The following is a 22,332-nucleotide window of genomic DNA, read 5'->3' on the forward strand; positions in this document are numbered from 1 at the left end:
CCACCCGGTCGACCGGGTGGCGCCGTCCCGGCGCCCCGACCTCGAGACCCCGCCCAGCCCCCCGGCCTCCGCCTCAGACCTTCAGGTCCTTCCGCCACCCGCTGAACGAGCGCAGCGTCGCCGTCCGCGGGCGGGCCAGCCAGGGCCACGGGTGCACCTCGACAGGTCGCAGCTGCGCCGACCGGCGGGCCCAGCCCGGCACGGGGGTCCAGGTGGCGGCGAGCGACCGCCCGGCCAGCTCGTCGGCGACGGAGCCCCGCCGCACCTCCAGCGGCCGCCGCTCGGCCAGGTCGCCCAGGCACTCCGCGAGGAAGACCAGCCGCTTGCCCGAGAGCCGCAGCCGCCGCAGCAGCGGCTCGTCGAAGACGAAGACCGCCGGCCGGTCGGGGTCCGAGGCCAGCGCCGGGTCGTCGTCGCCCAGGGACTCCGCCGTCAGCCACACCTCCTCGGCACCCCCGCCCTCGACCTCGGCGGGTCCCGCCGGCACGGGCCCGCGGCCCAGGTCGGGCCCGTCCACCGCCGGCCCGGGCTGGGCGTCCGGCCACTCCTGCACCGGGCACCGGTCCGCGAGCGGGCAGCGCCGGCAGAGCGACGGCGCCCGCTTCTCCACCTGCCAGCGGCTGAACCCGTAGGCCTTCCCGCTGCCGGTGCCCGTCGTCCACTGCCAGCCCAGCCGGTTGGACGCCCGCGAGCCGTCGAGCAGGTGCGCGTACATCTCCTGCTCGCCGACCCGCCAGTCGGCCCCGGCCCGCACCGTCCACTGCGAGGCCAGCCACATCCTGGTCTGGTTCACCAGCCAGCCGTCGCGGTGCAGCTCGTCGGTGACGGCGGCCATGCACGCCATCTCCTGCGGCCACGGCTCGCCGGTCCAGACGGCAGCCCCGGCGCTCGGCTGCTCCCGGCGGAGCGCCTGCCCGTTCGCCGTCCCCACCCGCGCGTAGAGGTGGCGGGCGTACTCGGCCCACAGCAGCTCGTCGCGGTAGCGGCTGCGGTCCTGCTGCGGCGCCGAGCGCACCGCCGACCAGACGGCGGGCAGCGTGAGCAGGCCGTGCCGCAGGTAGGGCGACATCCGGCTGGCGCCGCGGGCCGAGGGCGGCAGCACCTGGCTGCGCCGCCGCGCGTAGCCGGCGACGTCCAGGCCCGCGAGGGCGGCGTCGGCCGCGGCCTGGCCGCCCCGGAAGCCGCCGGCGACCACCCCGTCGGGACCTTCCAGGGTCAGGTCGCCGAGGTGCTCGGCGACCCACGCCTCGGCGGCGCCGGCGTGGGGGCGGGGCGGGGGCGGGGCGGGGAGGAGGGGCACGCCGCGAGTGTGCCAGCCGCCTCCGACAGCCCCGGCCGGCCGAGCGCGACCCGGCGGCAGCGGCCGGGGGAGGTGCGGCAGGATCGGGCCATGGCCCACCTGCGCTGCGACTTCTACTCCGACGCCCTGGCCCTCAGCACGTCGATGACGGTGCTGCTGCCCCAGCCGACGACCACCCAGATCGGGCTGACCGGCCAGGCGGGCAGCGAGCCCCCGCCGGTCCTCTACCTGCTGCACGGTCTCAGCGACGACGACACCACCTGGCTGCGCCGGACCTCGGTCGAGCGCTACGTGTCCGAGCTGGGCTGGGCGGTGGTGATGCCGCAGGTGCACCGCAGCTTCTACGCCGACGAGCACACCGGCGGCGCCTTCTGGACCTTCGTCAGCGAGGAGCTGCCGGCCCTGGTGGACCGCTTCTTCCGGGTCTCCACCGCCCGCGCCGACACCTTCGTCGCCGGGCTCTCGATGGGCGGCTACGGCGCGTTCAAGCTGGCGCTGCGCCAGCCCCACCGCTTCGCGGCCGCGGCCAGCCTGTCCGGCGTGCTGGACCTCGGCGCGCTGGTCCGCAGCGGCGACCTGCCGCCCTCGCCGGACCACCGGATGCTCACCCGGATCCTCGGCCCCCAGCGGGTGCTGGCGCCCGAGGACGACCTGCTGGAGCTCGTCCGGCGGGCGGACCCGGCGGCGCTGCCGGCGCTGCACCTCAGCTGCGGCACCGAGGACGTCCTGCTGGAGGGCAACCGGACCTTCACGGCCGCCTGCGCCGCGGCAGGCGTACCCGTGACCACCGCCTACCCGCCCGGCGAGCACGAGTGGGGGCTCTGGGACGCCGGCCTCGTCGACGTGCTGACCTTCTTCGACCAGGTGCGGCGGGGCGCGGCCGACCCGGAGGTGGCGGCGTGATCGCGCTGGACGTCGTCGAGGGCGTGCACGCGGTCACCCACGCGCACACCAACTGCTACGTCGTGGAGGGCGAGGACGGCATCACGCTCGTCGACGCCGCCTTCCCGTCCACCTGGCCGCTCGTGGAGCGGGCCATCGCGCTGGCCGGCCGCCGCGTCGACGAGGTGCGGGGCCTGGTCATCACCCACGGCCACTTCGACCACGTCGGCTTCGCCCGGCACCTCCAGCAGCGCCACGGCGTCCCCGTGTGGGCGCACCCCGGCGACCACCACCTGACCCGGCACCCCTACCGCTACCGGCCCCAGCAGCCGCGCCTGCTGCACCCGCTCACCCACCCGCGCGGCCTGCCCGTGCTCGCCTCGATGGTCGCCGCCGGCGCCCTGCGCGTGCCCGGGGTGCGGGCGGACCAGTCGCTGCTCCCCGGGCCGCTGCCGCTGCCCGGCGGGATGGAGGTGCTGCACACGCCCGGTCACACCGACGGCGAGTGCGTCCTGCACCTGCCCGGGCGCCGGGCGCTGCTGACCGGCGACGCCCTGGTCACCCTCGACCCCTACAACGGGCGCCGCGGGCCCCGGGTCATCGCGCCGTCGGCCACCCACGACACCGAGCAGGCGCGGACCTCCCTGGGCCCGCTGGCCGACCTCGACGTCGACCACGTCCTCCCCGGCCACGGGGAGGTCTGGTCCGGCGGGGTGGCTGCGGCCGTCGCCCGGGCCCGCCGGACCAGGTCCTAGGTCAGGACCAGCCGGCCGGGCCGTCGGAGCCCGCCGGGTACTCCTCGAGCGCCACGTCGCCGGCGCGCCAGGCCTGCAGGACGGGGTCGACGATCCGCCAGCACTGCTCCGCGGTGTCCCCGCGCACCGACAGCAGCGGGTCGCCGTCCAGCACGCCCGCGAGCACCTCCCCGTAGGGCGGCAGCCGGCCGGCGCCCAGCTCGACGTCCATCTCCACGTGGTCGAGCTCCAGCGGGTCGGCGGGCCCGTTCACGTTGAGCCCGAGGGTGATCCGGTCCGGGCCCATGACCAGCCGGAGCCGGTCCGGCAGGGCGTCGCCGGTCAGCCCGACCGGCACGTGCGCCGCCGGCTTGAAGGTCACCAGCACCTCCTTGCGCTTGACGCCCAGCGCCTTGCCCGAGCGCAGCCGGAAGGGCACCCCGGACCAGCGGCCGTTGTCGATCTCCACCACCAGCTCGGCCAGGGTCTCGGTGCCCCGGTCGGGGTCCACCCCCGGCTCGGCGGCGTAGTCGGGGACGTCGCGCCCCTCGACCTGCCCGGCGGTGTAGCGGGCACGCCGGCCGGCTGTCGTCGGGTCGCCGCCCCGCACCCGGCAGGCCCGCAGCACCTGCGCCTTCGCGTCGCGCAGGTCGGTCTCGTCCACCGCCGCCGGCGGCTCCATGGCCACCAGGGCCAGCACCTGCAGCAGGTGGGACTGGATCATGTCCATCAGCGCCCCGGCGGAGTCGTAGTAGCGCGCCCGGTTCTCCAGCGCCAGCTGCTCGTCGAAGACGATGTCGACCCGCTCGACGTGCAGGTTGTTCCAGACCGGCTCGAACAGCCGGTTGGCGAACCGCAGCCCGAGCAGGTTGAGCACCGTCGAGCGGCCCAGGAAGTGGTCGACCCGGTGCACCTGTGCTTCGGGCACCAGCCGGGTCAGCAGCCGGTTGAGGTCGGCCGCGCTGGCCTGGTCGGTGCCGAAGGGCTTCTCCAGAACCAGGACGGTACCCTCGGGCAGCTCGACGTCCAGCAGCGCCGTGCAGGCCTTGACGGTCACGGCGGGCGGCAGGGCGAAGTAGAGGGCGGGCGGCGCGTCGCAGGAGGCCAGCAGCGTGCTCAGGGCGCCCCCGTCGGTGACGTCGGTCTGCTGGTAGCGGGTGGTCGCCAGCACCGCGTCGAGCGTCGCGGGGGAGACCTCGGCCGCGCCGAAGGAGGTGCGGACCCGGTCCTGCCAGGTCGCGTCGTCCCAGTCCTCCGCGCCGGCCCCGACGAGGACGAGGTCGCGGCGGTCGGGCTCGGCCTCCAGGAGGTCGGCCAGCGCCGGCAGCAGCAGCCGCCCGGCGAGGTCGCCGCTGGCGCCGAGCAGCAGGAAGGTGCGGATCGGGCTGCTCATCGGACGTCCTCGTTCCCAGCCGACCCGGCTGCCGCGCCCGGTCGGGAGCGGTCGGGGTCGGTCTGGGCTCACCGTACCGAGACCCCGCCCCGCGCCGGCGGAGGTCCCTTGGCAGGCTGGGGTGGTGACGACGAGCGCGCCCCCGCCGCTGGACCCCGGCCAGGTGTGGTGGTCGGCCCCGGCCGACGAACGGGCCGGCCGACCGCTGCTGGTGCTGCTGCACGGCCACGGGATGGACGAGCAGATGGGTGCCGGGGTGCGCGACCGGCTGCCGCCCGAGCTGGTGCTGGCCTCGGTCCGCGGACCGCTGCGGGTGCGCAGCGGCTACGGCTGGTTCCCCCTCGACGCCAGCCTGCGGGTCGAGCAGGTCGACGAGGCGGCCCAGCGGGTGGCGAGGTGGGCGGCGGGCCTGACCGGGCACCCCTCGCTGGGCGTCCTCGGCTTCTCCCAGGGCTCGTCGGTGGGCCTGCAGGCCATGCGGCTGCGGCCCGAGCTGTTCGCCTACGGCGTCGTGCTCTCCGGCTTCGCCAGCCCGCTGCCGGTGGGAGGCGACGCCGAGCTGGCCCGGCGCCGGCCGCCGGTGTTCAGCGGGCGCGGGGACGCCGACGGGCTGGTCCCCGCACCGCTGGTGGCGCTCACCGACCGGTGGCTGGCCGGGCACACGACGCTCACCCGCCGGGTGTACCCCGGGCTCGGGCACGACGTGTCCCCGGCCGAGGTCGAGGACCTGGCGGTCTTCCTGCGGGCGCGGCTGCCCGGGGCCTGAGCCCCGGACGGCCGCGGGGACGGCTCAGTCGAAGTGCAGGCCGTCGGTGCGCTCGCGCTTCAGCTCGAAGAAGTACGGGAAGCCCGCCAGCGTGACGGTGGCGTCCCACAGCTTCCCGGCCTCCTCACCGCGCGGGATGCGGGTGATGACCGGGCCGAAGAAGGCCGTGTCGTTGACGTGGATCGTCGGCGTGCCGACCCCCTGGCCGACCTTGTCCATGCCGGCGTGGTGGCTGGCCCGCAGGGCGTCGTCGTGCTCGGTGGTGTCGGCGGCGGCGGCCAGCTCGGCCGGCAGTCCCAGCTCGGCCAGCGACTCGCGGACCACCGCGGGCAGGTCCTTGTTGCCCTGGTTGTGGATCCGGGTGCCCATCGCCGCGTAGAGCGGGGCCAGGATCTGGTCGCCCTCCTGCGCGGCCGCGGCGATGGCGACCCGCACCGGACCCCAGGCCTGCTCGAGCATCTTGCGGTAGTCGTCGGGGATGTCCTGGCCCTCGTTCAGCACGGCCAGGCTCATCACGTGGAAGTGCACGTCGATGTCGCGGACCTTCTCGGCCTCGAGGATCCAGCGCGAGGTGATCCAGCAGAAGGGGCAGAGCGGGTCGAACCAGAAGTCGGCCTTGTCCCGTCGGGTGCCGTCGGAGGGGAAGGTCGTCGTCTCGACCGTGCTGGTCATCGGTTCTCCTTCGTGGGGCCGGGGCGGGCCGGGACGTCCGGGGCCGTCGGCGTGGGTCTGCAGGGCGCAACGCCGCCCCGCGCCCCTCATGTTCCCGCGCCGCCCCGCGCCGGGCGCACCCGGAGGCCTGCGCACAGGAGCCCGGCCGCCTACGATCGGGCGCACGGCGGCCCCGTCCGGGCCGCCGGTGACCCGGCGGAGCCGTCGGGAGCAGCGCACGCAGTCTTCTCGGGGGAGTGGATGCACGTGTTCGACAAGGGTGCCGAGGGAGAGCGCGGCCCGACGGCGGCGTCGGCCCTCGACGAGGACGCCGCCGCGCCGGGGTCGCCCGTGCCGCCCTCGCCCGAGCGGCTGGCCGGGGTGCTGGGCATGCTCGGGCTGGCCGAGCCGACGCTGTCCGGGGTGCTCGAGCACCTGGTCGGTCGGGCCAGGGACCTGGTCCCGCAGGCCGACGGGGTCGTGCTCGTGGTGGCCCGCCCCCACGGCGGCCGCGAGCAGGCGGTCGTCGGCCCCGGTGCGGACGCGGTGGAGCGGCTGCAGCGCGACCTGGCCGAGGGGCCCGCACCGGACGCCGTCACGAGCGGGCGGGTGGTGCTGAGCGCCGACCTGGCGGCCGAGCCCCGCTGGCCGGGGCTGGCCGCCCGGGTGGGGGCGACCGGGGTCCGCAGCGCCCTCTGCGTCCCGCTGGGGGTGCCGGGCGAGGTGCTCGGCCACGTCGGCGTCTACGCCGCCGGCCCCGCGGCCTTCGGCGACCGCGAGCGGCACCTGGCCGCGCGCTGGGCCGCCACGGCCGCCCGGGCCTGCGCCGAGGCCCTGGGCGCGGACGAGGAGCGCCGGGCGGGCCGGGCCCGGCTGGCCGGGGCCGACCGCGCCGCGCTGGACCGGGCCGTCGCCGTGCTCGTGGACGGGCAGGGGGTCGGGCCGGAGGAGGCGCTGGCGGTGCTGTCGCTGATGGCCCGCACCGAGCAGCGCGACCTCGCGGCGGTGGCCCGGGCCGTCGTCGACGCGCCGGCGGACGACGCCGGCCCCGGCGGTGCGGCGGCTGAGCCGGGGGACCGTCGGCCCGACGTACTAGCGTGGGCGCTGACAGCTCGGGGAGAGCCGTCCAGGCGAGGAGCAACGTGATGGTGGTCGAGGCCGTGCAGACGTACGTCAACCTGGTGAACGGGGTGTCCCGCGCCACCCGCGAGCGCGCCCGTGCCGCCGCTCGCGGGCTGCTGGCCCAGGCCGGGCTGGAAGAGGTCGTCGACGACGCCGAGAAGCGGGTCACCAAGCTGACCGACGAGATCCTGGGCGCCAGCCGGGCCAACCGCGAGCTCCTGGAGAACCTCGTCGCCGCCGAGGTGACCAAGGTCGCCAGCCGGCTCGGCTTCGTCCGCTCCGAGGACCTGGACGAGGTGCGCGAGGAGATCGCCGAGCTGCGCGCGCAGCTGGCCCGGGACAAGGCGGCGACCACCGGTGCCCCGCGGGCCCGCAACGCCACCGCCCGCAAGGCCGCCGCCGCGGCCGCCCCGGAGCCCACGACGCCGCGCCCCGCCGCGAAGAAGACGGCGGCCGCGAAGAAGGCGGCCACGGCGAAGAAGACGGCGACGGCGACGAAGGCGGCGACGACCGCAGGGGACGCGGCCGGTGCGCCCGCCGCCCGCCGCGCGCCGGGCCCGGGGCGGGCCACCAGCACCCGGCCGGGCGCCGCCCAGCGGCTGGCCGAGGAGGCCGGCACCCCGACCGGGGTCCCCGACCCCGACGCGGACGCCGGCGCGTGAGCCAGCCGACCCCGCCCGACGCGGCCCCGGCCCCGCCGGCCGTCGACCACCCCGCCGTCGCCGAGGCGCTGGCCCTGGTCGCCGACCTGGACGCGCAGCCCCTGGAGCTGCACCACGAGCGGCTGAGCCGGGTCCACGAGGTGCTGCACGGCGTGCTGCACCCCGCCATCCCCGCGCGCTGAGCGGTGGCCGACCGGCTCGACCGGCTGCTGGTGGCCCGCGGCCTCGCCCGCTCCCGCAGCCAGGCGGCGGCGATGGTGCTCGCCGGTGACGTGCGGGTCGACGGCGCCGTGGTCACCAAGCCGTCCGCCGTCGTCCGCGCCGACGCCGACCTCGGCGCTGACGCCGACCCCTACGTCTCGCGTGCCGCGCACAAGCTGCTGGGGGCCCTCGACGACCTCGGCCTGGCCGTCGGCGGCCGGGCGCTCGACGCCGGGTCCTCCACCGGCGGCTTCACCCAGGTCCTGCTGGAGCGCGGCTGCGCGCCCGTCTACGCCGTCGACGTCGGCACCGACCAGCTGGTGCCCGCGCTCCGCGCCGACCCCCGGGTGGTGGTCCGCGAGCGGACCAACCTGCGCGACCTCGGCCTCGGACACCTGGACGGGGAGCCCGTGGACCTCGTCGTCGCCGACGTCAGCTTCATCTCCCTGACGCTGCTCGTCGCGCCGCTGGCCGCGGTCACCCGTCCCGGGGGACGGATGCTCCTGATGGTCAAGCCGCAGTTCGAGGTGGGCCGCGAGCGGCTGGGCAGCGGCGGGGTGGTCCGCGAGCCCGCCCTGCACCGCGAGGCCGTGCAGACGGTGCTCGCCGCCGCCGCCGGCCAGGGCTGGCACGCCCACGCCGTCCGGCCCAGCCGGCTGCCCGGCCCGGCCGGCAACCGCGAGTTCTTCGTGCTGCTGGCCCGCGCGGCACCGGCCCGGCCGGTCGACGTCGCCGCCGGCACCGCCGCCGCGCCCGGCTGAGCGGTCGCCGCGGCCGATCTGTCGGACCCGCCACTTATGCTCGACCCCGTGACCGAGGCCAGCGACGCGACCCGGGCCGACGGGCCACCCGCCGGCGGCGCCACGCGTCGGGTGGGCGTGCTGACCCACATGGGCCGGCCCGCCGCGATCGACGCGGCGACGCGGCTCATCGAGGGCCTCTACTCCCACGGCATCGTCTCGGCCCTGCCCGAGGACGACCTGGACCAGATCGACCCCCGGCTGGCCGACGCCGTCACGGTGCTGACCAAGCCGGTCGCGGCCGACTCCGGCGTCGAGCTCCTCGTGGTGCTCGGCGGCGACGGCACGATCCTGCGGGGCGCCGAGTGGGTGCTCACCTCCGACCTGCCGCTGCTGGGGGTCAACCTCGGCCACGTCGGGTTCCTCGCCGAGGCCGAGTCGTCGGAGATCGACAGCGTCGTGGAGCGGATCGTCGAGCACTCCTGGACGGTCGAGGTCCGCTCGACGGTCCAGGTCACCCTGCGCGAGTGCACGTCCGGCGAGGTCGTCTGGACCTCCTACGCCATCAACGAGGTCTCGATCGAGAAGGCGGCGCGCGAGCGGATGCTCGAGGTCGTCGTCGAGGTCGACGGCCGGCCGCTCTCGCGGTGGGCCTGCGACGGCGTGCTGCTGGCCACCCCCACCGGCTCGACGGCCTACGCGTTCTCCGCCGGCGGCCCGGTGATCTGGCCCGGCGTCGACGCCCTGCTGATGGTCCCGCTCAGCGCCCACGCGCTCTTCGCCCGGCCGCTCGTGCTGGGCCCGACGTCCACGGTGGTCATCGAGCTCATCGAGGCCTCGTCCACGTTCGGGGTGGTGTGGTGCGACGGGCGGCGCTCGGCCGAGCTGCGCAGCGGGATGGAGATCGAGGTCCGCCAGGGGCCGCACAAGCTGCGGCTCGCGCGGCTCTCGGAGGCCCCGTTCACCGACCGGCTGGTCAACAAGTTCGGCCTGCGGGTCGAGGGCTGGCGCGGGGCCGCGGAGTCCGAGCGCGAGTCGGTGCTGCAGCCCCGCCGCGCCTGGTCCAGCCCGTGATCGAGGAGCTGCGGATCACCGACCTCGGCGTGATCAGCGACGCGACGATCGCCCTGCACCCCGGCTTCACCGTGGTGACGGGGGAGACCGGCGCCGGCAAGACCATGGTCGTGACGGGCATCGGGCTGCTGCTGGGCGAGCGGGCCGACCCGCGGGCGGTCCGCAACGGCGCCGAGCGGGCCCGGGTCGAGGGCCGCTTCCGCGGCGTCGATCCCGCGGTCGCCGCCCGGGTCGAGGAGGCCGGTGGCGAGCTCGACGACGGCGCCAGCGGCCCCGAGCTGCTCGTGGCCCGGCACCTGACGGCGGCCGGCCGGTCGCGGGCCTACCTGGGCGGCTCCGGCGTGCCGGCCGCGGTCTGCGCCGACGTCACCTCCCGCCTCATCACCATCCACGGCCAGTCCGAGCAGGTCCGGCTGGCCGCGCCCGAGCGCCAGCGCGAGATCCTCGACCGCTTCGCCGGGCCGCCGCTCGCGGCCCTGCTGGGGGAGTACCGGAGCCGGTTCGTCGAGCGGCGGGCCGCGCTGGCCGAGCTCACCGAGCTGCGCGAGCAGGCCCAGGCCCGCGCCCGCGAGGCCGACCTGCTCACCTTCGGGCTCATCGAGATCGAGAAGGTGGCGCCGCAGCCGGGGGAGGACGTCGCCCTGGCCGCCGAGGCCGAGCGCCTGCAGTCCGCCGACGACCTCCGGCTGGTGGCCACCACCGCGCTGGGCGCCCTGGCCGGCGGGGACGACGAGGCCGGCGGGGCGATGACCGAGGTCGGCGTGGCCCGCAAGGCCCTCGACGGCCAGTCCGACGTCGAGGTCGCCGCCCTGGCCGCCCGGCTGGCCGAGGTGAGCTACGCGCTCGGCGACGTGGCCGCCGACCTGGCCCGCTACCTGGACCGGCTGGACGCCGAGCCCGGCCGGCTGGAGTGGATCGCCGGCCGCCGCTCGGCCCTGCAGAACCTCACCCGCAAGTACGGCGCCACCGTCGACGAGGTGATCGCCTGGTCCGCCGACGCGGCGGCCCGGCTGTCCACGCTCGACTCCTCTGACGACCGGATCGCCGCGCTCACCGAGCGGCTCGCCGTGCTCGACGCCGAGCTGGCCGGCCTCGCGGGGCAGGTCACCGGGGCGCGGACCCGGGCGGCCGCGGCGTTCAGCGAGCGGGTGCTCGCCGAGCTCGCCGCGCTGGCCATGCCGCACGCCCGGCTGCTGTTCGACCTCACCCCGGCCGAGCTGGGCCCGCACGGCGCCGACCACGTCGAGCTGCTGTTCAGCGCCAACCCCGGCAGCGAGCCCCGCAGCCTGGCCAAGGTCGCCTCCGGCGGCGAGCTGTCGCGGGTCCGGCTGGGCCTGGAGGTCGTGCTGGCGGCCGACGCGCAGCACCAGACGCTCGTCTTCGACGAGGTCGACGCCGGCGTCGGCGGGCGGGTCGCCGTCGAGATCGGGCGACGGCTGGCCGCGCTGGCCCGGCACGCCCAGGTCGTCGTGGTCACCCACCTGGCGCAGGTGGCCGCGTTCGCCGACCAGCACTACGTCGTCGTCAAGTCCGACGACGGCCAGGTCACCACCAGCGGGGTGCTGCCCGTCGCCGAGGAGGAGCGGGCCGCCGAGCTGGCCCGGATGATGGCCGGGCTGGAGACGACCGACTCCGCGCTGGCGCACGCCGGCGAGCTCGTGGAGCTGGCCGCGGCCTCCCGGCGACCCGTCTGAGCCGCCACCCGGGGGTCGGCGCGAGGTCCCGGCGGGCCGCGTCGCAGGACGGGTCGGGCGGTCGCTGCGTGCGAGGATTGGGCCCGACATGAGACTCCCCGCACCGCTCCGCCGACGTGGCGCCCCCGCCGAGATCGGCGGGGTCGTGCGGCTGGACCGGCGCACCAAGAACCTCACCAAGCGGCTCCAGCCGGGCGAGATCGCGGTCATCCACCACAGCGACCTGGACCGGGTCAGCGCCGAGGCGCTGGTCGCGGCAGGGGTGAGCGCCGTCGTCAACGCCGTGCCCTCGGTGTCGGGCCGCTACCCCAACCTCGGTCCGGGGATCCTGCTGGAGGCCGGCATCACCCTGGTCGACGACGCGGGCGAGGACGTCTTCACCGCGGTCCGCGAGGGCGACCGGATCACCCTCGACGCCGGGCTGCTGCTCGACCCGGAGGGCGCGGTCGTCGCCGAGGGCACGCTGATGACCACCGACCTGCTGGAGTCCCGGCTGCAGGTCGCCCGCGAGGGCCTCTCGGACCAGATCGACGCCTTCACCGAGAACACCATGCGCTACCTCCGCGAGGAGAAGGAGCTGCTGCTCGAGGGCATCGGCGTGCCCGAGATCCGCACCCAGATCGACGGCCGGCACGTGCTGATCGTCGTCCGCGGCTACGACTACCGCAGCGACCTCGACGCCCTGCGGCCCTACATCTCGGAGTACAAGCCGCTGCTGATGGGCGTCGACGGCGGCGCCGACGCGCTCGTCGAGGCCGGCTACAAGCCGGACATGATCATCGGCGACATGGACTCCTGCTCCGACGCGACCCTGCGCTGCGGGGCCGAGATCATCGTCCACGCCTACCGCGACGGCCGTGCGCCCGGCGTCGAGCGGGTGCACGACCTCGGGCTGGAGGCCGTCGTCTTCCCGGCGCTCGGCACCAGCGAGGACGCCGCGATGCTGCTCGCCGACACCAAGGGCGCCCGCCTGCTGGTGGCCGTGGGCACCCACGCCTCGCTCGTGGAGTTCCTCGACAAGGGCCGCTCGGGGATGGCGTCGACCTTCCTGACCAGGCTGCGGGTCGGCCCCAAGCTCGTGGACGCCAAGGGCGTCTCGCGGATCTACCGCAGCCAGATCCGCGGCTGGCACCTCGTGCTCCTGGTGCTGGCCGGCCTGCTGGCGCTGGTCACCGCGCTGTCGTTCACCGACGTCGGCCTGGCCGTCGGCAGCGTGATCGTGGCCCGGCTGCGCGACCTGGTCTACTTCGTGAAGGAACTGCTCACGTGATCAACTTCCGCTACCACATCGTGTCGCTGATGGCGGTGTTCCTGGCCCTGGCGGTGGGCATCGCCGTTGGCGTCTCGCTGAGCCCGTCGGTGAGCGCCGGGCTCAACGAGCAGGCCGCCCAGGACCGCAAGCAGGTCACCGCGCTGCGGGGCGAGCTGGACCGGGTGAACGCCCTCGACGAGTACCGCGACGCCTGGGCCGGCCGGGCGGGCCAGCAGCTCGCGCTGGGCGCGCTGACCGGCGTCGGCGTCGCCGTGGTCGCCATGCCCGACGCCCCCAACCCCGTCGTCCAGGCCCTCACCGACGGCGTCACCGCGGCCGGCGGCACCGTCGTCCGCACGGTGCGCGTCGACCCGGACGTGTTCGACCCGACCAAGGCCGAGGTGGTCGACGAGGCCGTCGGCGCCTACACCGAGGAGCTGGGGCTGCAGGAGGACATGACGCCGGCGACCAGGTTCGGCCGCGCGCTCGGCTTCTCCATCGCCGCCCAGGCGCCGCAGGAGCGCGACGAGCTGGCCGTCGGCATCGGCGACGCCCTGCAGGGCGCCGGGCTGGCCACCCTCAGCGAGGGCTCCAACCGGCGCGCCGAGCTGGTCGTCGTCGTCGCGGCGCCGGCGTCGGACCCCCAGCCCGCCCCGGAGCTGCTGCAGGCGCACGTCCAGGCCGACGTCGGCCTGCTCTTCCACGCCGCCGGGCTGGTGCTGGCCGGACCCAACAGCGAGAGCATCACCGGCACCGACGTGCTGGCCGCGCGCACCGACGACGACGCCGCCGACCTGGTCAGCACCGTCGACGTGGCCGACCTGCCGAGCGGGGTGACCACGACCGTGCTGGCCGGCCAGGAGCAGCTGCTGGGCCGCCAGGGCCACTACGGCGCGCTGACCCGCGCCGACGCGCCGCTGCCGACCCTGCCGGTGCGCTGACCGTGCCCGCCCGCGCCCTGCTCCCGGCCCTCGCGGCCGCCGGGGCCGCGGCGGCCGGCGCGACGCTGGCCACCCGCCGGCCGCCCGCCGACGTCGCCGGGCACCGCTGGTGGCGGCCCAACCACGCCGGTGACCCCGTGACGCTGGCCGAGGGCCCCGTCGCCGTCGCCGCGGTGCTGGCCGGGCTGGCCCTGGCCGCCCCCGGCACCGCCCCCCGGGCCACCGCCGCCGCGGCCCTCGCCGTGCTCGGCTCCGGGCTGGTCGGCGCCCACGACGACCTGCACGGCTCGGCCCAGGCCCGCGGGTTCCGCGGCCACCTCCGCGCCCTGCGCGCCGGCACCGTGACCACCGGGCTGCTCAAGGTCGTCGGGGTCGGGCTCAGCGGCGCCGTCGCCGCGGTGCTGCTGGACGGCGACCCCGGCGCCCGACCGGCGGGCCGGCCCGTGCCCGGCCGGCTGCTCGACGTCGGCCTCGACACCGCCCTGGTCGCCGGGACCGCGAACCTCGTCAACCTGCTGGACCTGCGGCCGGGCCGGGCCGCCAAGGTGGTCGCGCTCCTCGGGCTCGGGCTGGCCGCGGGGACCGGCCGGCCGGCCGCCCCCGGGCTGGCCCCGGTGCTGGGGGCCGTCGCCGGCGTGCTGCCAGCCGACCTCGCGGGCCGCTCGATGCTGGGGGACTGCGGTGCCAACGCGCTCGGCGCCGGGCTGGCCACCGCGGCGGTCGCGACGCTGCCCCGGCCCGCCCGGTTCGGCGCCCTGCTGGGCGTCGCGGCGCTGAACGCGGCCAGCGAGCGGGTCAGCTTCACCGCCGTCATCGAGGCGACGCCGTGGTTGCGCCGGCTGGACCGGCTCGGCCGGCCGGCGCCCCGGCCGTGAGCCGGCGCGCGGGCCGCCACCCGTGAGGGCCGGCGCCGGCTCGGTCGCCCTCAGCCTGGCCGGCCTCACCCTGGCCTCGCGGCTGGTCGGGTTCGGCCGCTCGGTGGTGTTCTCCAAGACCGTCGGCGACACCTGCCTCGGCGACGCCTACAACGCGGCCAACACCCTGCCCAACCTGCTCTTCGAGATCGTCGCCGGCGGCGTGCTGGCCGGGGTGGTCGTGCCCGTCGTCGCCCGGCACGTGGCCGCGGGCCGCGACGCGCACACGGCGCGGACGGTGTCGGCGCTGGTCACCTGGACCCTGCTGCTGCTCACCCCGGCGGCCCTGGTGGCGCTGCTCGGCGCCCCCCTCTACGCGCGGCTGCTGGCCTCGCCCGGCTGCCCCGGCAGCGCCGGGACGGTCGCCGCCCTGCTCGTGGTCTTCGCCCCGCAGGTCTGGTTCTACGGGCTCGCCGTGGTCAGCGCGGGGGTGCTGCAGGCGCACTCCCGGTTCCTGGCCGCGGCGAGCGCCCCGCTGGTCTCGAGCCTCGTCGTCGTCGCGGCCTACCTCACCTTCGCCGCCGTCGCCCCGCCGCCCGCGCGCGACGACCTCGGCGCCCTGACCACCGCCTCGACCGCCGTCCTGGGCTGGGGGACGACGCTGGGCGTGGTCGCCCTCGCCGCCTGCACCCTGGTGCCGCTGGCCCGGCTGGGGCTGCGGCTGCGGCCCCGGCTCCGCTTCGCCGACGGCGACCGCGGCGTCATCCTGCGGATCGCGGGCGCCGGCCTGGTCGGGCTGGTGCTGCAGCAGCTCAGCGTGCTGCTGACCAGCTGGGCGGCGCAGCGCAGCGGGGACCCCGGCGCGCTGACCCGCTACACCTGGGCCGGCGCGCTCTACCTGCTGCCCTACGCCGTCCTCGTCGCCCCGCTGCTGCAGACGGTGTTCCCGCGCCTCGCGGTGGCCGCGGGGGAGGGCGCCGACGCCGTCCGCCGGGTGCTCGCCGGCACCGCGCCGTCGGTGGTGGTGCTGGCCTGGGCCGGAGCGGCGCTGCTGGCCGGCACCGCCGTCCCGGTCGCGCGGGTGTTCGTGCTGGGCCCGGGCTCGGGCCGCACCGAGGCCCTCGCCGCGCCGATCGCCGCCTTCGCCCCCGCCGTCGTCGGCTTCGCCCTGCTGGGCCTGGCCTCGCGCACCCTGCTGGCCCAGCACCGGGCCCGGGCCGCCGGGTTGGCCACCGGGCTGGCCTGGGGGACCGTCATCGTCGCGGTCGCGGTGGCGCGGCTCGTCGTGCCGGGCCCCGCCCTGGTGCCTGCGCTGGCGGGCAGCGTCTCGCTGGGGATGGCCGTCGGCGCCGTCGTCGGCTGGGTCGCCCTGCACCGCCGCGGCGTCGGGGTCGCCCTCGGCCGGCCGCTGCTGGTGGGGCTGGCCGCCGCCGTCGTGGCCGTGCTGGCCTGCTGGTGGCCCGCGTCCCGGCTCGCCGACGCCGGCCTGCTCGTCGCGCTGCTGGGCGGCGCCGGTGTCGCGCTGCTCGGCGCCGCCGTCTACGCCGGCGTCACCGCCCTGCTCGACCGGTCGCTGCTCACCGGCCTCGGCCGGCTGCGGGGCCCGGCGGCCGGACCCGTCCCCGAGGAGGTGCCCCGTGCGTGTCGTTGAGGTGCTGGGCGCCAGCACGGGCGGGATCGGCCGGCACGTCGCCGACCTCGCCCCCCGGCTGGTCGCCCTCGGCCACGAGGTGACGGTGCTCTGCCCCCCGGCCACCGCGGCCGCCCACGACCTGGCGGGGCTCGACGGCGGGCCGCCCCGCCGGCTCGCCCGGCTGCGCGGCGTCGACCTCGTGCACGCCCACGGCTACAAGGCCGGGGCCGCCGCCCTGCCCTGGACCCGGCTGCGGGGGATCCCGCTGGTGGTGACCTGGCACAACGCGGTGCTCGCGGGCGGTGCCGCCGGCCGGGTCGGCCGCGCCCTCCAGGCCCTGGTCGCCCGCGGTGCCGACCTCACCCTCGGTGCCAGCTCCGACCTCGTCGCGGTGGCCCGGGCGGCCGGGGCGCGGCACGCGGCGCTGGGCCCGGTGGCGGCGCCCCGGCTGGCCGCGCCCGCGGTCCCGCGGGACCGGTACCGGGACGACCTCGGCCTCGGCCCCGACGACGTCCTCGTGGCCACCGTCGGCCGGCTCGCCCCGCAGAAGAACCTCGGCCTGGTGCTCGACGTGGCCGCCCGGCTCGCCGACCGGCCCGACGTGACCTTCGTCGTCGCCGGCGGCGGCCCGCTCCACGACGTGCTGGCGGACCGGGTGGCCCGGGAGGGCACCCGGGTCCGGCTGCTCGGCGCCGTCGACGACGTCGCCTCGCTGCTGGCCGCCGCCGACCTGATGCTGCTGACCTCCACCTGGGAGGCGCGGGCGCTCGTGGCCCAGGAAGCGCTGCTGGCGGGGCTGCCCCTGGTCAGCACCCGGGTGGGCGGGATCGAGGAGCTGGTCGGCACGGCCGCCGTCCTCGTCCCGTCCGACGACGCGGACGCCGCCGCCGACGCCGTCCGGTCCCTGGTGGACGACCCCGCGCGCCGCTCGGCGCTGGCGGCGGCCGGGGCCGTGCAGGCGGCCGGCTGGCCCGACGAGGACCAGGTCGCGCGCGACCTCGCGGCCACCTACGCCGACCTCGTCGCCGCGCGGGCGGCGGGCCATTCGACCAGGAGCCGTCCGGGCACGTAGGCTGGAGGCCCGTGGGAGCACGCGAGAAGTACACCAAGCACCTGTTCGTCACCGGCGGGGTCGCCTCCTCGCTCGGGAAGGGCCTGACGGCGTCCAGCCTCGGCTCGCTGCTGGTGGCCCGCGGCCTCAGCGTCTCGATGCAGAAGCTGGACCCGTACCTCAACGTGGACCCCGGCACCATGAACCCGTTCCAGCACGGCGAGGTCTTCGTGACCGAGGACGGCGCCGAGACCGACCTGGACGTCGGGCACTACGAGCGCTTCCTCAACGTCGACCTCTCGGCCGAGGCGAACGTCACCACCGGCAAGGTCTACTCCTCGGTGATCGCCAAGGAGCGCCGCGGGGACTACCTCGGCGACACGGTCCAGGTGATCCCGCACATCACCAACGAGATCAAGGACTCGATGCTGGCCATGGGAGGGCCGGACATCGACGTGGTCATCCACGAGATCGGTGGCACCGTCGGCGACATCGAGTCGCTGCCCTTCCTCGAGGCCGCCCGCCAGGTCCGCCACGACGTCGGCCGCGAGAACGTCTTCTTCCTGCACGTCTCCCTGGTGCCCTACATCGGCCCCAGCGGCGAGCTCAAGACCAAGCCCACCCAGCACTCGGTGGCCGCGCTGCGCCAGGTCGGCATCCAGCCCGACGCCGTCGTCTGCCGCTCCGACCGCGAGATCCCCGAGTCGGTCAAGCGCAAGATCTCCCTGATGTGCGACGTCGACGAGCAGGCCGTCGTCGCCTGCGTCGACGCGCCGAGCATCTACGACATCCCCAAGGTGCTGCACGCCGAGGGCCTGGACGCCTACGTCGTCCGCCGCCTCGACCTCCGCTTCCGCGACGTCGACTGGACCCGCTGGAACGACCTGCTGGAGCGCGTCCACCACCCGAAGGAGGAGGTGGTGATCGCGCTGGTCGGCAAGTACATCGACCTGCCCGACGCCTACCTCTCGGTCAGCGAGGCGCTGCGCGCCGGCGGTTTCGCCAACCGGGCCCGGGTGCAGATCCGCTGGGTGCAGTCCGACGGCTGCGAGACCGCCGAGGGCGCGGCCCGCGCGCTCGCCGACGTCGACGGCATCGTCATCCCCGGCGGGTTCGGCATCCGCGGCGTCGAGGGCAAGGTCGGCGCCGTCCGCTACGCCCGCGAGCACCAGGTGCCGATCCTCGGCCTGTGCCTCGGCCTGCAGGTGATGGTCATCGAGGTGGCCCGCCACCTGGCCGGGCTCGAGGGCGCCGACAGCTCCGAGTTCAGCCCCGAGACCCCGCACCCGGTGATCGCGACCATGTCCGAGCAGGTGGCCATCGTCAACGGCGGCGGCGACCTGGGCGGCTCCATGCGGCTCGGCTCCTACCCCGCCGACCTGCTGGCCGGCTCCGTGGTGGCCAAGCGCTACGGGACCACCGACGTCACCGAGCGGCACCGGCACCGCTACGAGGTGAACAACGCCTACCGGGACCGCCTCGAGGAGGCCGGCCTGGTCATCAGCGGCACCTCCCCGGACTCGCGGCTCGTCGAGTTCGTCGAGCTGCCCGACGACGTGCACCCCTACTTCGTCGCCACCCAGGCCCACCCCGAGCTGAAGTCGCGGCCCACCCGGCCGCACCCGCTGTTCGCGGGGCTGGTCGAGGCGGCGCTGGACCGCAAGCTGGCGACCCGGCTCCCCGTGGACGGCCGCCGGTGAGCGACGGCGCCCCCGTCGTCCTGTCCCCGGCCGAGCTGGTCGACGTCCCGCTGGCCTGGCCGGTCGAGGGCAGCACCGTCCTCGGCCACGGGCACATCGCCGACTTCCGGCAGGACGACGTCCGCACCCCCGACGGCTCGCTCATCCAGCGCGAGTACCTCCAGCACCCCGGCGCGGTCGCGGTGATCGCCCTCGACGCCGAGGAGCGGGTCGCCCTCGTGCGCCAGTACCGCCACCCCGTCCGGCACCGGCTGGTCGAGCCGCCCGCCGGCCTGCTGGACGTCGAGGGCGAGGACTACCTGGCCGCCGTCCAGCGCGAGCTGGCCGAGGAGGTCGACCTGGCCGCGGGGAAGTGGCACGTCCTCGTCGACCAGTTCTCGACCCCCGGCATCGTCGGGGAGTCGATCCGGGTCTACCTCGCCCGCGACCTGCGCGGTGCGCCGGCGCCGGACGGCTTCGTCCGCGAGGGCGAGGAGGCCGACATGGACGTCGTCTGGGCCCCGCTGTCCGACCTCGTCGACGCCGTCCTGGCCGGTCGGCTGCACAACCCCAGCCTGGTCTCCGGGGTGCTGGCCGCCGACGCCGCCCGCGCCCGCGGCTGGACCCCGCTGCGGCCCGCCGACGCACCCTGGCCCGCCCGCGAGCACCTGGTCACCGCCACCCGTCGCTGAGCCCGGCCCGCTCGGCCCGCTCGCGCCGGGGCACGCCTGGGCGCTCCGGAGGCCGCCTATCGTGGGTGTGTCCTCCGGCGGGGAGGGCCGTCCGTCCCCTGGGAGCCCGCATGACCCACCCCTCGAACCCCGAGCCCACCGCGCCGGGGCCGACCGCACCGCGCTGGACCCCGTCCGGCACCGAGCCCACGGTGCCGCTGCACCCGACCGGTCCGGCGACGCCCCGCTGGGCGCCCTCGGCCGCCGAGCCCACCGTCCAGCTGCCCGTGACCCAGGACCCGTCGACTCAGCACCGGCCGTCCTGGGTGCCGCTGACGGCGAGCACCCCGGCCCCGGCCTGGCCGCCCGCACCCCCGCAGCGCCACCCGGTGCCCGCGCCCTGGCCGCCGCAGCCGCAGGACTGGGCTCCGGCCGCCCCGAACCCGTACGAGACCGCGCCGGCCGTGTCCTGGGCCCTGCAGCCCGACCCGCGGCAGCTGGCCTACCAGCAGGGCCTCTACGCCGCCCAGAAGTCGCGGGTGGGGGCCGGCGTCCTCGGCCTGCTGCTCGGGGTCTTCGGCGTGCACAACTTCTACCTCGGCCGGAGCGGCGTGGCCGTCCTGCAGCTGCTGCTGACGGTGCTCTCGCTCGGCATCCTCGCCCCGCTGGTCTGGGTGTGGTCGGTGGTCGAGGGGATCCTCATCCTCGTCGGCTCGCCGAGCTTCGCCGCCGACCGCCGCGGCATCCCGCTGCGCTGACCGTCGCGCCCGGCTCCGCGGGCCCGGCCCCGCGGGCGCAGCGGGAGGGCGTGCCGCCCGCGGCCCGGGGCGGTGGGGGATCTATGCTCAGGCACGCGACGACGCGGCCACCCGAGCCGACCTGAGGAGTGCGAGACCGCATGCTGGTAGGAGTCCCGACCGAGATCAAGAACCACGAGTACCGGGTGGCGATCACCCCGTCCGGGGTGACCGAGCTCGTCCGCCACGGGCACGACGTGATCATCCAGGCGGGCGCCGGGCTCGGCTCCTCCATCCCCGACGACGAGTACGCGGCGGCGGGCGCCAAGATCGTCGCCGACCATGATCAGGTCTGGGGCGACGCGGAGATGATCATGAAGGTCAAGGAGCCGGTGCCCGAGGAGTACCCGCGGATGCAGCCGGGCCAGCTGCTCTTCACCTACCTCCACCTGGCCGCCAACAAGGAGTGCACGCAGGCGCTGCTCGAGCGCCGCGTCACCGGGATCGCCTACGAGACGGTGCAGCTGCCGAGCGGTGCCCTGCCGCTGCTGGCCCCGATGAGCGAGGTCGCCGGCCGGATCGCCCCGCAGGTCGGCGCCTACCACCTGATGGCCCAGGGCGGTGGCCGCGGGACCCTGATGGGCGGCGTGTCCGGGGTCTACGCGGCCAAGGTCGTCGTCATCGGCGCGGGCGTCTCCGGCATGAACGCCGCGGCCATCGCCCTCGGCATGCAGGCCGAGGTGCTGCTGCTCGACCGCAACATCGACAAGCTCCGCGACGCCGACAAGATCTACCAGGGCCACCTCCAGACCGTGGCCTCCAACGCCTTCGAGGTGGAGCGCGCCGTGCTCGACGCCGACCTGGTGATCGGCGCCGTGCTGGTCCCCGGGGCCAAGGCGCCGACGGTGGTGACGAACACCCTGGTGGCGCGGATGAAGCCGGGCAGCGTCCTCGTCGACATCGCCATCGACCAGGGCGGCTGCTTCGAGGACAGCCGGCCGACGACGCACGCCGAGCCGACCTTCCGCGTGCACGACTCGATCTTCTACTGCGTCGCGAACATGCCCGGTGCCGTGCCGCACACCTCCACCTACGCGCTCACCAACGTCACGCTGCCCTACGCGGTGAGCCTCGCCGACCGCGGCTGGCAGGACGCGCTGCGGGCCGACCCGGCGCTCGCCCTCGGCCTCAACACCCATGACGGCGCGCTGGTCAGCGCCCCGGTCGCCGCCTCGCACGGCGTCGGCCACCGCGAGCTCGCCGACGTCCTGGCCTAGCCGCCGGTGGTCGCGGTCGAGCCCGACGCCGTCCCCGCCCCGGTCCCGGCCGGCGGGGACGGGGCGGTCGCCCGGCTGGTGCAGACCTACCTCGACCACCTCGTGGTCGAGCGCGGGGTGTCGCGGCACACGCTGCAGGCCTACCGCCGTGACCTGCGGCGCTACACCGCCTTCCTGGCCGGCGAGGGCGTCCACGACCCGGCGGCCGTGACGCCGGCGCTGGTGGCCGAGCACGCGATGCGGCTGCGCGCCGGGGTGCCCGCCGACGACGGGGACGGCTGGGCCGTCGCCCCGCTCGCGCCCGCCAGCGTCGCCCGGGCCGTCGTCGCCGTCCGCAGCCTGCACCGGTTCGCCGTCGACGAGGGGGTCAGCGCCACCGACCCGGCCGCGGAGGTGCGACCGCCCACGCCGGGCCGCCGGCTGCCCAAGGCGCTGAGGGTGGACCAGGTCCAAGCCCTGCTCGCGGTGCCGCCCACCGACACCGCGCTGGGCCTGCGCGACGCCGCCCTGCTCGAGGTCCTCTACGGCACCGGCACCCGCATCTCCGAGGCGGTGGGCCTCGACGTCGACGAGGTCAGCCGGGCCCTCGACGACCCGGCCGCCGGCCTGCGGGTGCTGGGCAAGGGCCGCAAGGAGCGGCTGGTCCCGCTCGGCTCGTTCGCCCGGGCCGCGCTCACCGCCTACCTGGTCCGGGGCCGGCCGGCGCTCGCGGCCCGCGGGGCGGGCTCGCCCGCGCTGTTCCTCGGCTCCCGGGGCGCCCGGCTGTCGCGGCAGAGCGCCTGGGCCGTGCTGCAGGAGGTGGCCGGCCGGGCCGGGCTGGGGACCGAGGTCTCCCCGCACACCCTGCGGCACTCCTTCGCCACCCACCTGCTCGACGGCGGCGCCGACGTGCGGGTGGTGCAGGAGCTGCTGGGCCACGCGTCGGTGACGACGACGCAGATCTACACCCTCGTCACGGTGGACCACCTGCGCGAGGTGTACCTGACCTCCCACCCGCGCGCGTACTAGGCTCACCCGG

The 22,332-nt window shown here is 76.6% G+C and carries 22 protein-coding genes; 19 read left to right on the top strand and 3 right to left on the bottom strand.

Annotation, left to right across the window (positions count from 1 at the left end; genetic code table 11):
* Positions 1-73: 73 nt before the first annotated feature.
* Positions 74-1,300, bottom strand: coding sequence for an FAD-binding domain-containing protein (locus JOF54_RS22065; RefSeq protein WP_210058456.1), 1,227 nt, complete (start codon positions 1,298-1,300; stop codon positions 74-76).
* A 90-nt stretch (positions 1,301-1,390) separates the two neighbouring features.
* Here JOF54_RS22065 and JOF54_RS18420 point away from each other — a divergent pair, with 90 nt between their 5' ends.
* Complete coding sequence (locus JOF54_RS18420; protein ID WP_210058458.1) at positions 1,391-2,203, top strand: alpha/beta hydrolase; 813 nt, start codon at positions 1,391-1,393, stop codon at positions 2,201-2,203.
* Positions 2,200-2,937: an MBL fold metallo-hydrolase gene (locus tag JOF54_RS18425; RefSeq protein ID WP_210058460.1), complete on the top strand. Its 738-nt coding sequence runs from the start codon at positions 2,200-2,202 to the stop codon at positions 2,935-2,937. Before JOF54_RS18420 ends, JOF54_RS18425 begins: the two co-directional genes overlap by 4 nt.
* A 1-nt stretch (position 2,938) precedes the next feature.
* Here JOF54_RS18425 and JOF54_RS18430 read toward each other — a convergent pair whose 3' ends face one another.
* Positions 2,939-4,309, bottom strand: a complete 1,371-nt coding sequence (locus tag JOF54_RS18430) for a glucose-6-phosphate dehydrogenase (RefSeq protein WP_210058462.1) — start codon at positions 4,307-4,309, stop codon at positions 2,939-2,941.
* Positions 4,310-4,433: 124 nt separating this feature from the next.
* Between JOF54_RS18430 and JOF54_RS21645 the strand changes: the two genes are divergently transcribed.
* A complete protein-coding gene (locus JOF54_RS21645) occupies positions 4,434-5,075 on the top strand; it encodes an alpha/beta hydrolase (protein WP_210058464.1) in 642 nt (213 codons plus the stop codon).
* A gap of 24 nt (positions 5,076-5,099) precedes the next feature.
* On the opposite strand, the gene JOF54_RS18440 is transcribed toward JOF54_RS21645, so the two are convergent.
* Positions 5,100-5,747, bottom strand: coding sequence for a mycothiol-dependent nitroreductase Rv2466c family protein (locus JOF54_RS18440; protein ID WP_210058466.1), 648 nt, complete (start codon positions 5,745-5,747; stop codon positions 5,100-5,102).
* Between the two features lie 240 nt (positions 5,748-5,987).
* Between JOF54_RS18440 and JOF54_RS18445 the strand changes: the two genes are divergently transcribed.
* The 16 genes from JOF54_RS18445 to JOF54_RS18520 all read left to right on the top strand — a co-directional run bounded on the left by JOF54_RS18445 (position 5,988) and on the right by JOF54_RS18520 (position 22,322).
* Complete coding sequence (locus JOF54_RS18445) at positions 5,988-6,872, top strand: GAF domain-containing protein (protein WP_210058469.1); 885 nt, start codon at positions 5,988-5,990, stop codon at positions 6,870-6,872.
* Positions 6,872-7,510 carry a polyhydroxyalkanoate synthesis protein PhaF gene (locus JOF54_RS18450; RefSeq protein ID WP_210058471.1) on the top strand — a complete coding sequence of 213 codons (639 nt, stop codon included), beginning with the start codon at positions 6,872-6,874 and terminating at the stop codon, positions 7,508-7,510. Before JOF54_RS18445 ends, JOF54_RS18450 begins: the two co-directional genes overlap by 1 nt.
* Entirely contained in the window at positions 7,507-7,692 is a 186-nt protein-coding gene (locus tag JOF54_RS18455; protein WP_210058473.1) for a hypothetical protein, read from the top strand. Before JOF54_RS18450 ends, JOF54_RS18455 begins: the two co-directional genes overlap by 4 nt.
* A gap of 3 nt (positions 7,693-7,695) precedes the next feature.
* Complete coding sequence (locus JOF54_RS18460; RefSeq protein ID WP_210058475.1) at positions 7,696-8,472, top strand: TlyA family RNA methyltransferase; 777 nt, start codon at positions 7,696-7,698, stop codon at positions 8,470-8,472.
* Between the two features lie 48 nt (positions 8,473-8,520).
* The gene (locus JOF54_RS18465; protein WP_307804364.1) at positions 8,521-9,525 is read left to right on the top strand and encodes an NAD kinase; all 1,005 of its coding nucleotides are present in this window, start codon (positions 8,521-8,523) and stop codon (positions 9,523-9,525) included.
* Positions 9,522-11,219: a DNA repair protein RecN gene (recN, locus tag JOF54_RS18470; RefSeq protein ID WP_210058479.1), complete on the top strand. Its 1,698-nt coding sequence runs from the start codon at positions 9,522-9,524 to the stop codon at positions 11,217-11,219. The genes JOF54_RS18465 and recN overlap by 4 nt, the downstream gene beginning before the upstream one ends.
* A gap of 88 nt (positions 11,220-11,307) precedes the next feature.
* Positions 11,308-12,489, top strand: coding sequence for a putative cytokinetic ring protein SteA (gene steA, locus JOF54_RS18475; protein ID WP_210058481.1), 1,182 nt, complete (start codon positions 11,308-11,310; stop codon positions 12,487-12,489).
* Entirely contained in the window at positions 12,486-13,412 is a 927-nt protein-coding gene (locus JOF54_RS18480) for a copper transporter (RefSeq protein WP_210058483.1), read from the top strand. Before steA ends, JOF54_RS18480 begins: the two co-directional genes overlap by 4 nt.
* 2 nt (positions 13,413-13,414) lie before the next feature.
* Positions 13,415-14,287, top strand: a complete 873-nt coding sequence (locus tag JOF54_RS18485; RefSeq protein ID WP_210058485.1) for a hypothetical protein — start codon at positions 13,415-13,417, stop codon at positions 14,285-14,287.
* Between the two features lie 22 nt (positions 14,288-14,309).
* The gene (locus JOF54_RS18490; protein WP_210058487.1) at positions 14,310-15,917 is read left to right on the top strand and encodes a lipid II flippase MurJ; all 1,608 of its coding nucleotides are present in this window, start codon (positions 14,310-14,312) and stop codon (positions 15,915-15,917) included.
* Complete coding sequence (locus JOF54_RS18495) at positions 15,904-16,971, top strand: glycosyltransferase family 4 protein (protein ID WP_210058490.1); 1,068 nt, start codon at positions 15,904-15,906, stop codon at positions 16,969-16,971. The genes JOF54_RS18490 and JOF54_RS18495 overlap by 14 nt, the downstream gene beginning before the upstream one ends.
* Positions 16,972-16,982: 11 nt before the next feature.
* A complete protein-coding gene (gene pyrG, locus JOF54_RS18500; protein ID WP_210058491.1) occupies positions 16,983-18,650 on the top strand; it encodes a CTP synthase in 1,668 nt (555 codons plus the stop codon).
* Entirely contained in the window at positions 18,647-19,321 is a 675-nt protein-coding gene (locus tag JOF54_RS18505) for an NUDIX domain-containing protein (RefSeq protein WP_372443496.1), read from the top strand. Before pyrG ends, JOF54_RS18505 begins: the two co-directional genes overlap by 4 nt.
* Positions 19,322-19,431: 110 nt before the next feature.
* The gene (locus JOF54_RS18510) at positions 19,432-20,058 is read left to right on the top strand and encodes an NINE protein (RefSeq protein ID WP_210058492.1); all 627 of its coding nucleotides are present in this window, start codon (positions 19,432-19,434) and stop codon (positions 20,056-20,058) included.
* Positions 20,059-20,198: 140 nt separating this feature from the next.
* Positions 20,199-21,314: an alanine dehydrogenase gene (gene ald / locus JOF54_RS18515; RefSeq protein WP_210058493.1), complete on the top strand. Its 1,116-nt coding sequence runs from the start codon at positions 20,199-20,201 to the stop codon at positions 21,312-21,314.
* A 78-nt stretch (positions 21,315-21,392) separates the two neighbouring features.
* Positions 21,393-22,322 (top strand): site-specific tyrosine recombinase XerD, encoded by a 930-nt coding sequence (locus JOF54_RS18520; protein WP_210059699.1) that lies wholly within the window; start codon positions 21,393-21,395, stop codon positions 22,320-22,322.
* The last annotated feature ends 10 nt before the right edge of the window (positions 22,323-22,332 follow it).

It is taken from the genome of Microlunatus capsulatus (genome assembly GCF_017876495.1).
GTDB lineage: Bacteria > Actinomycetota > Actinomycetes > Propionibacteriales > Propionibacteriaceae > Microlunatus > Microlunatus capsulatus.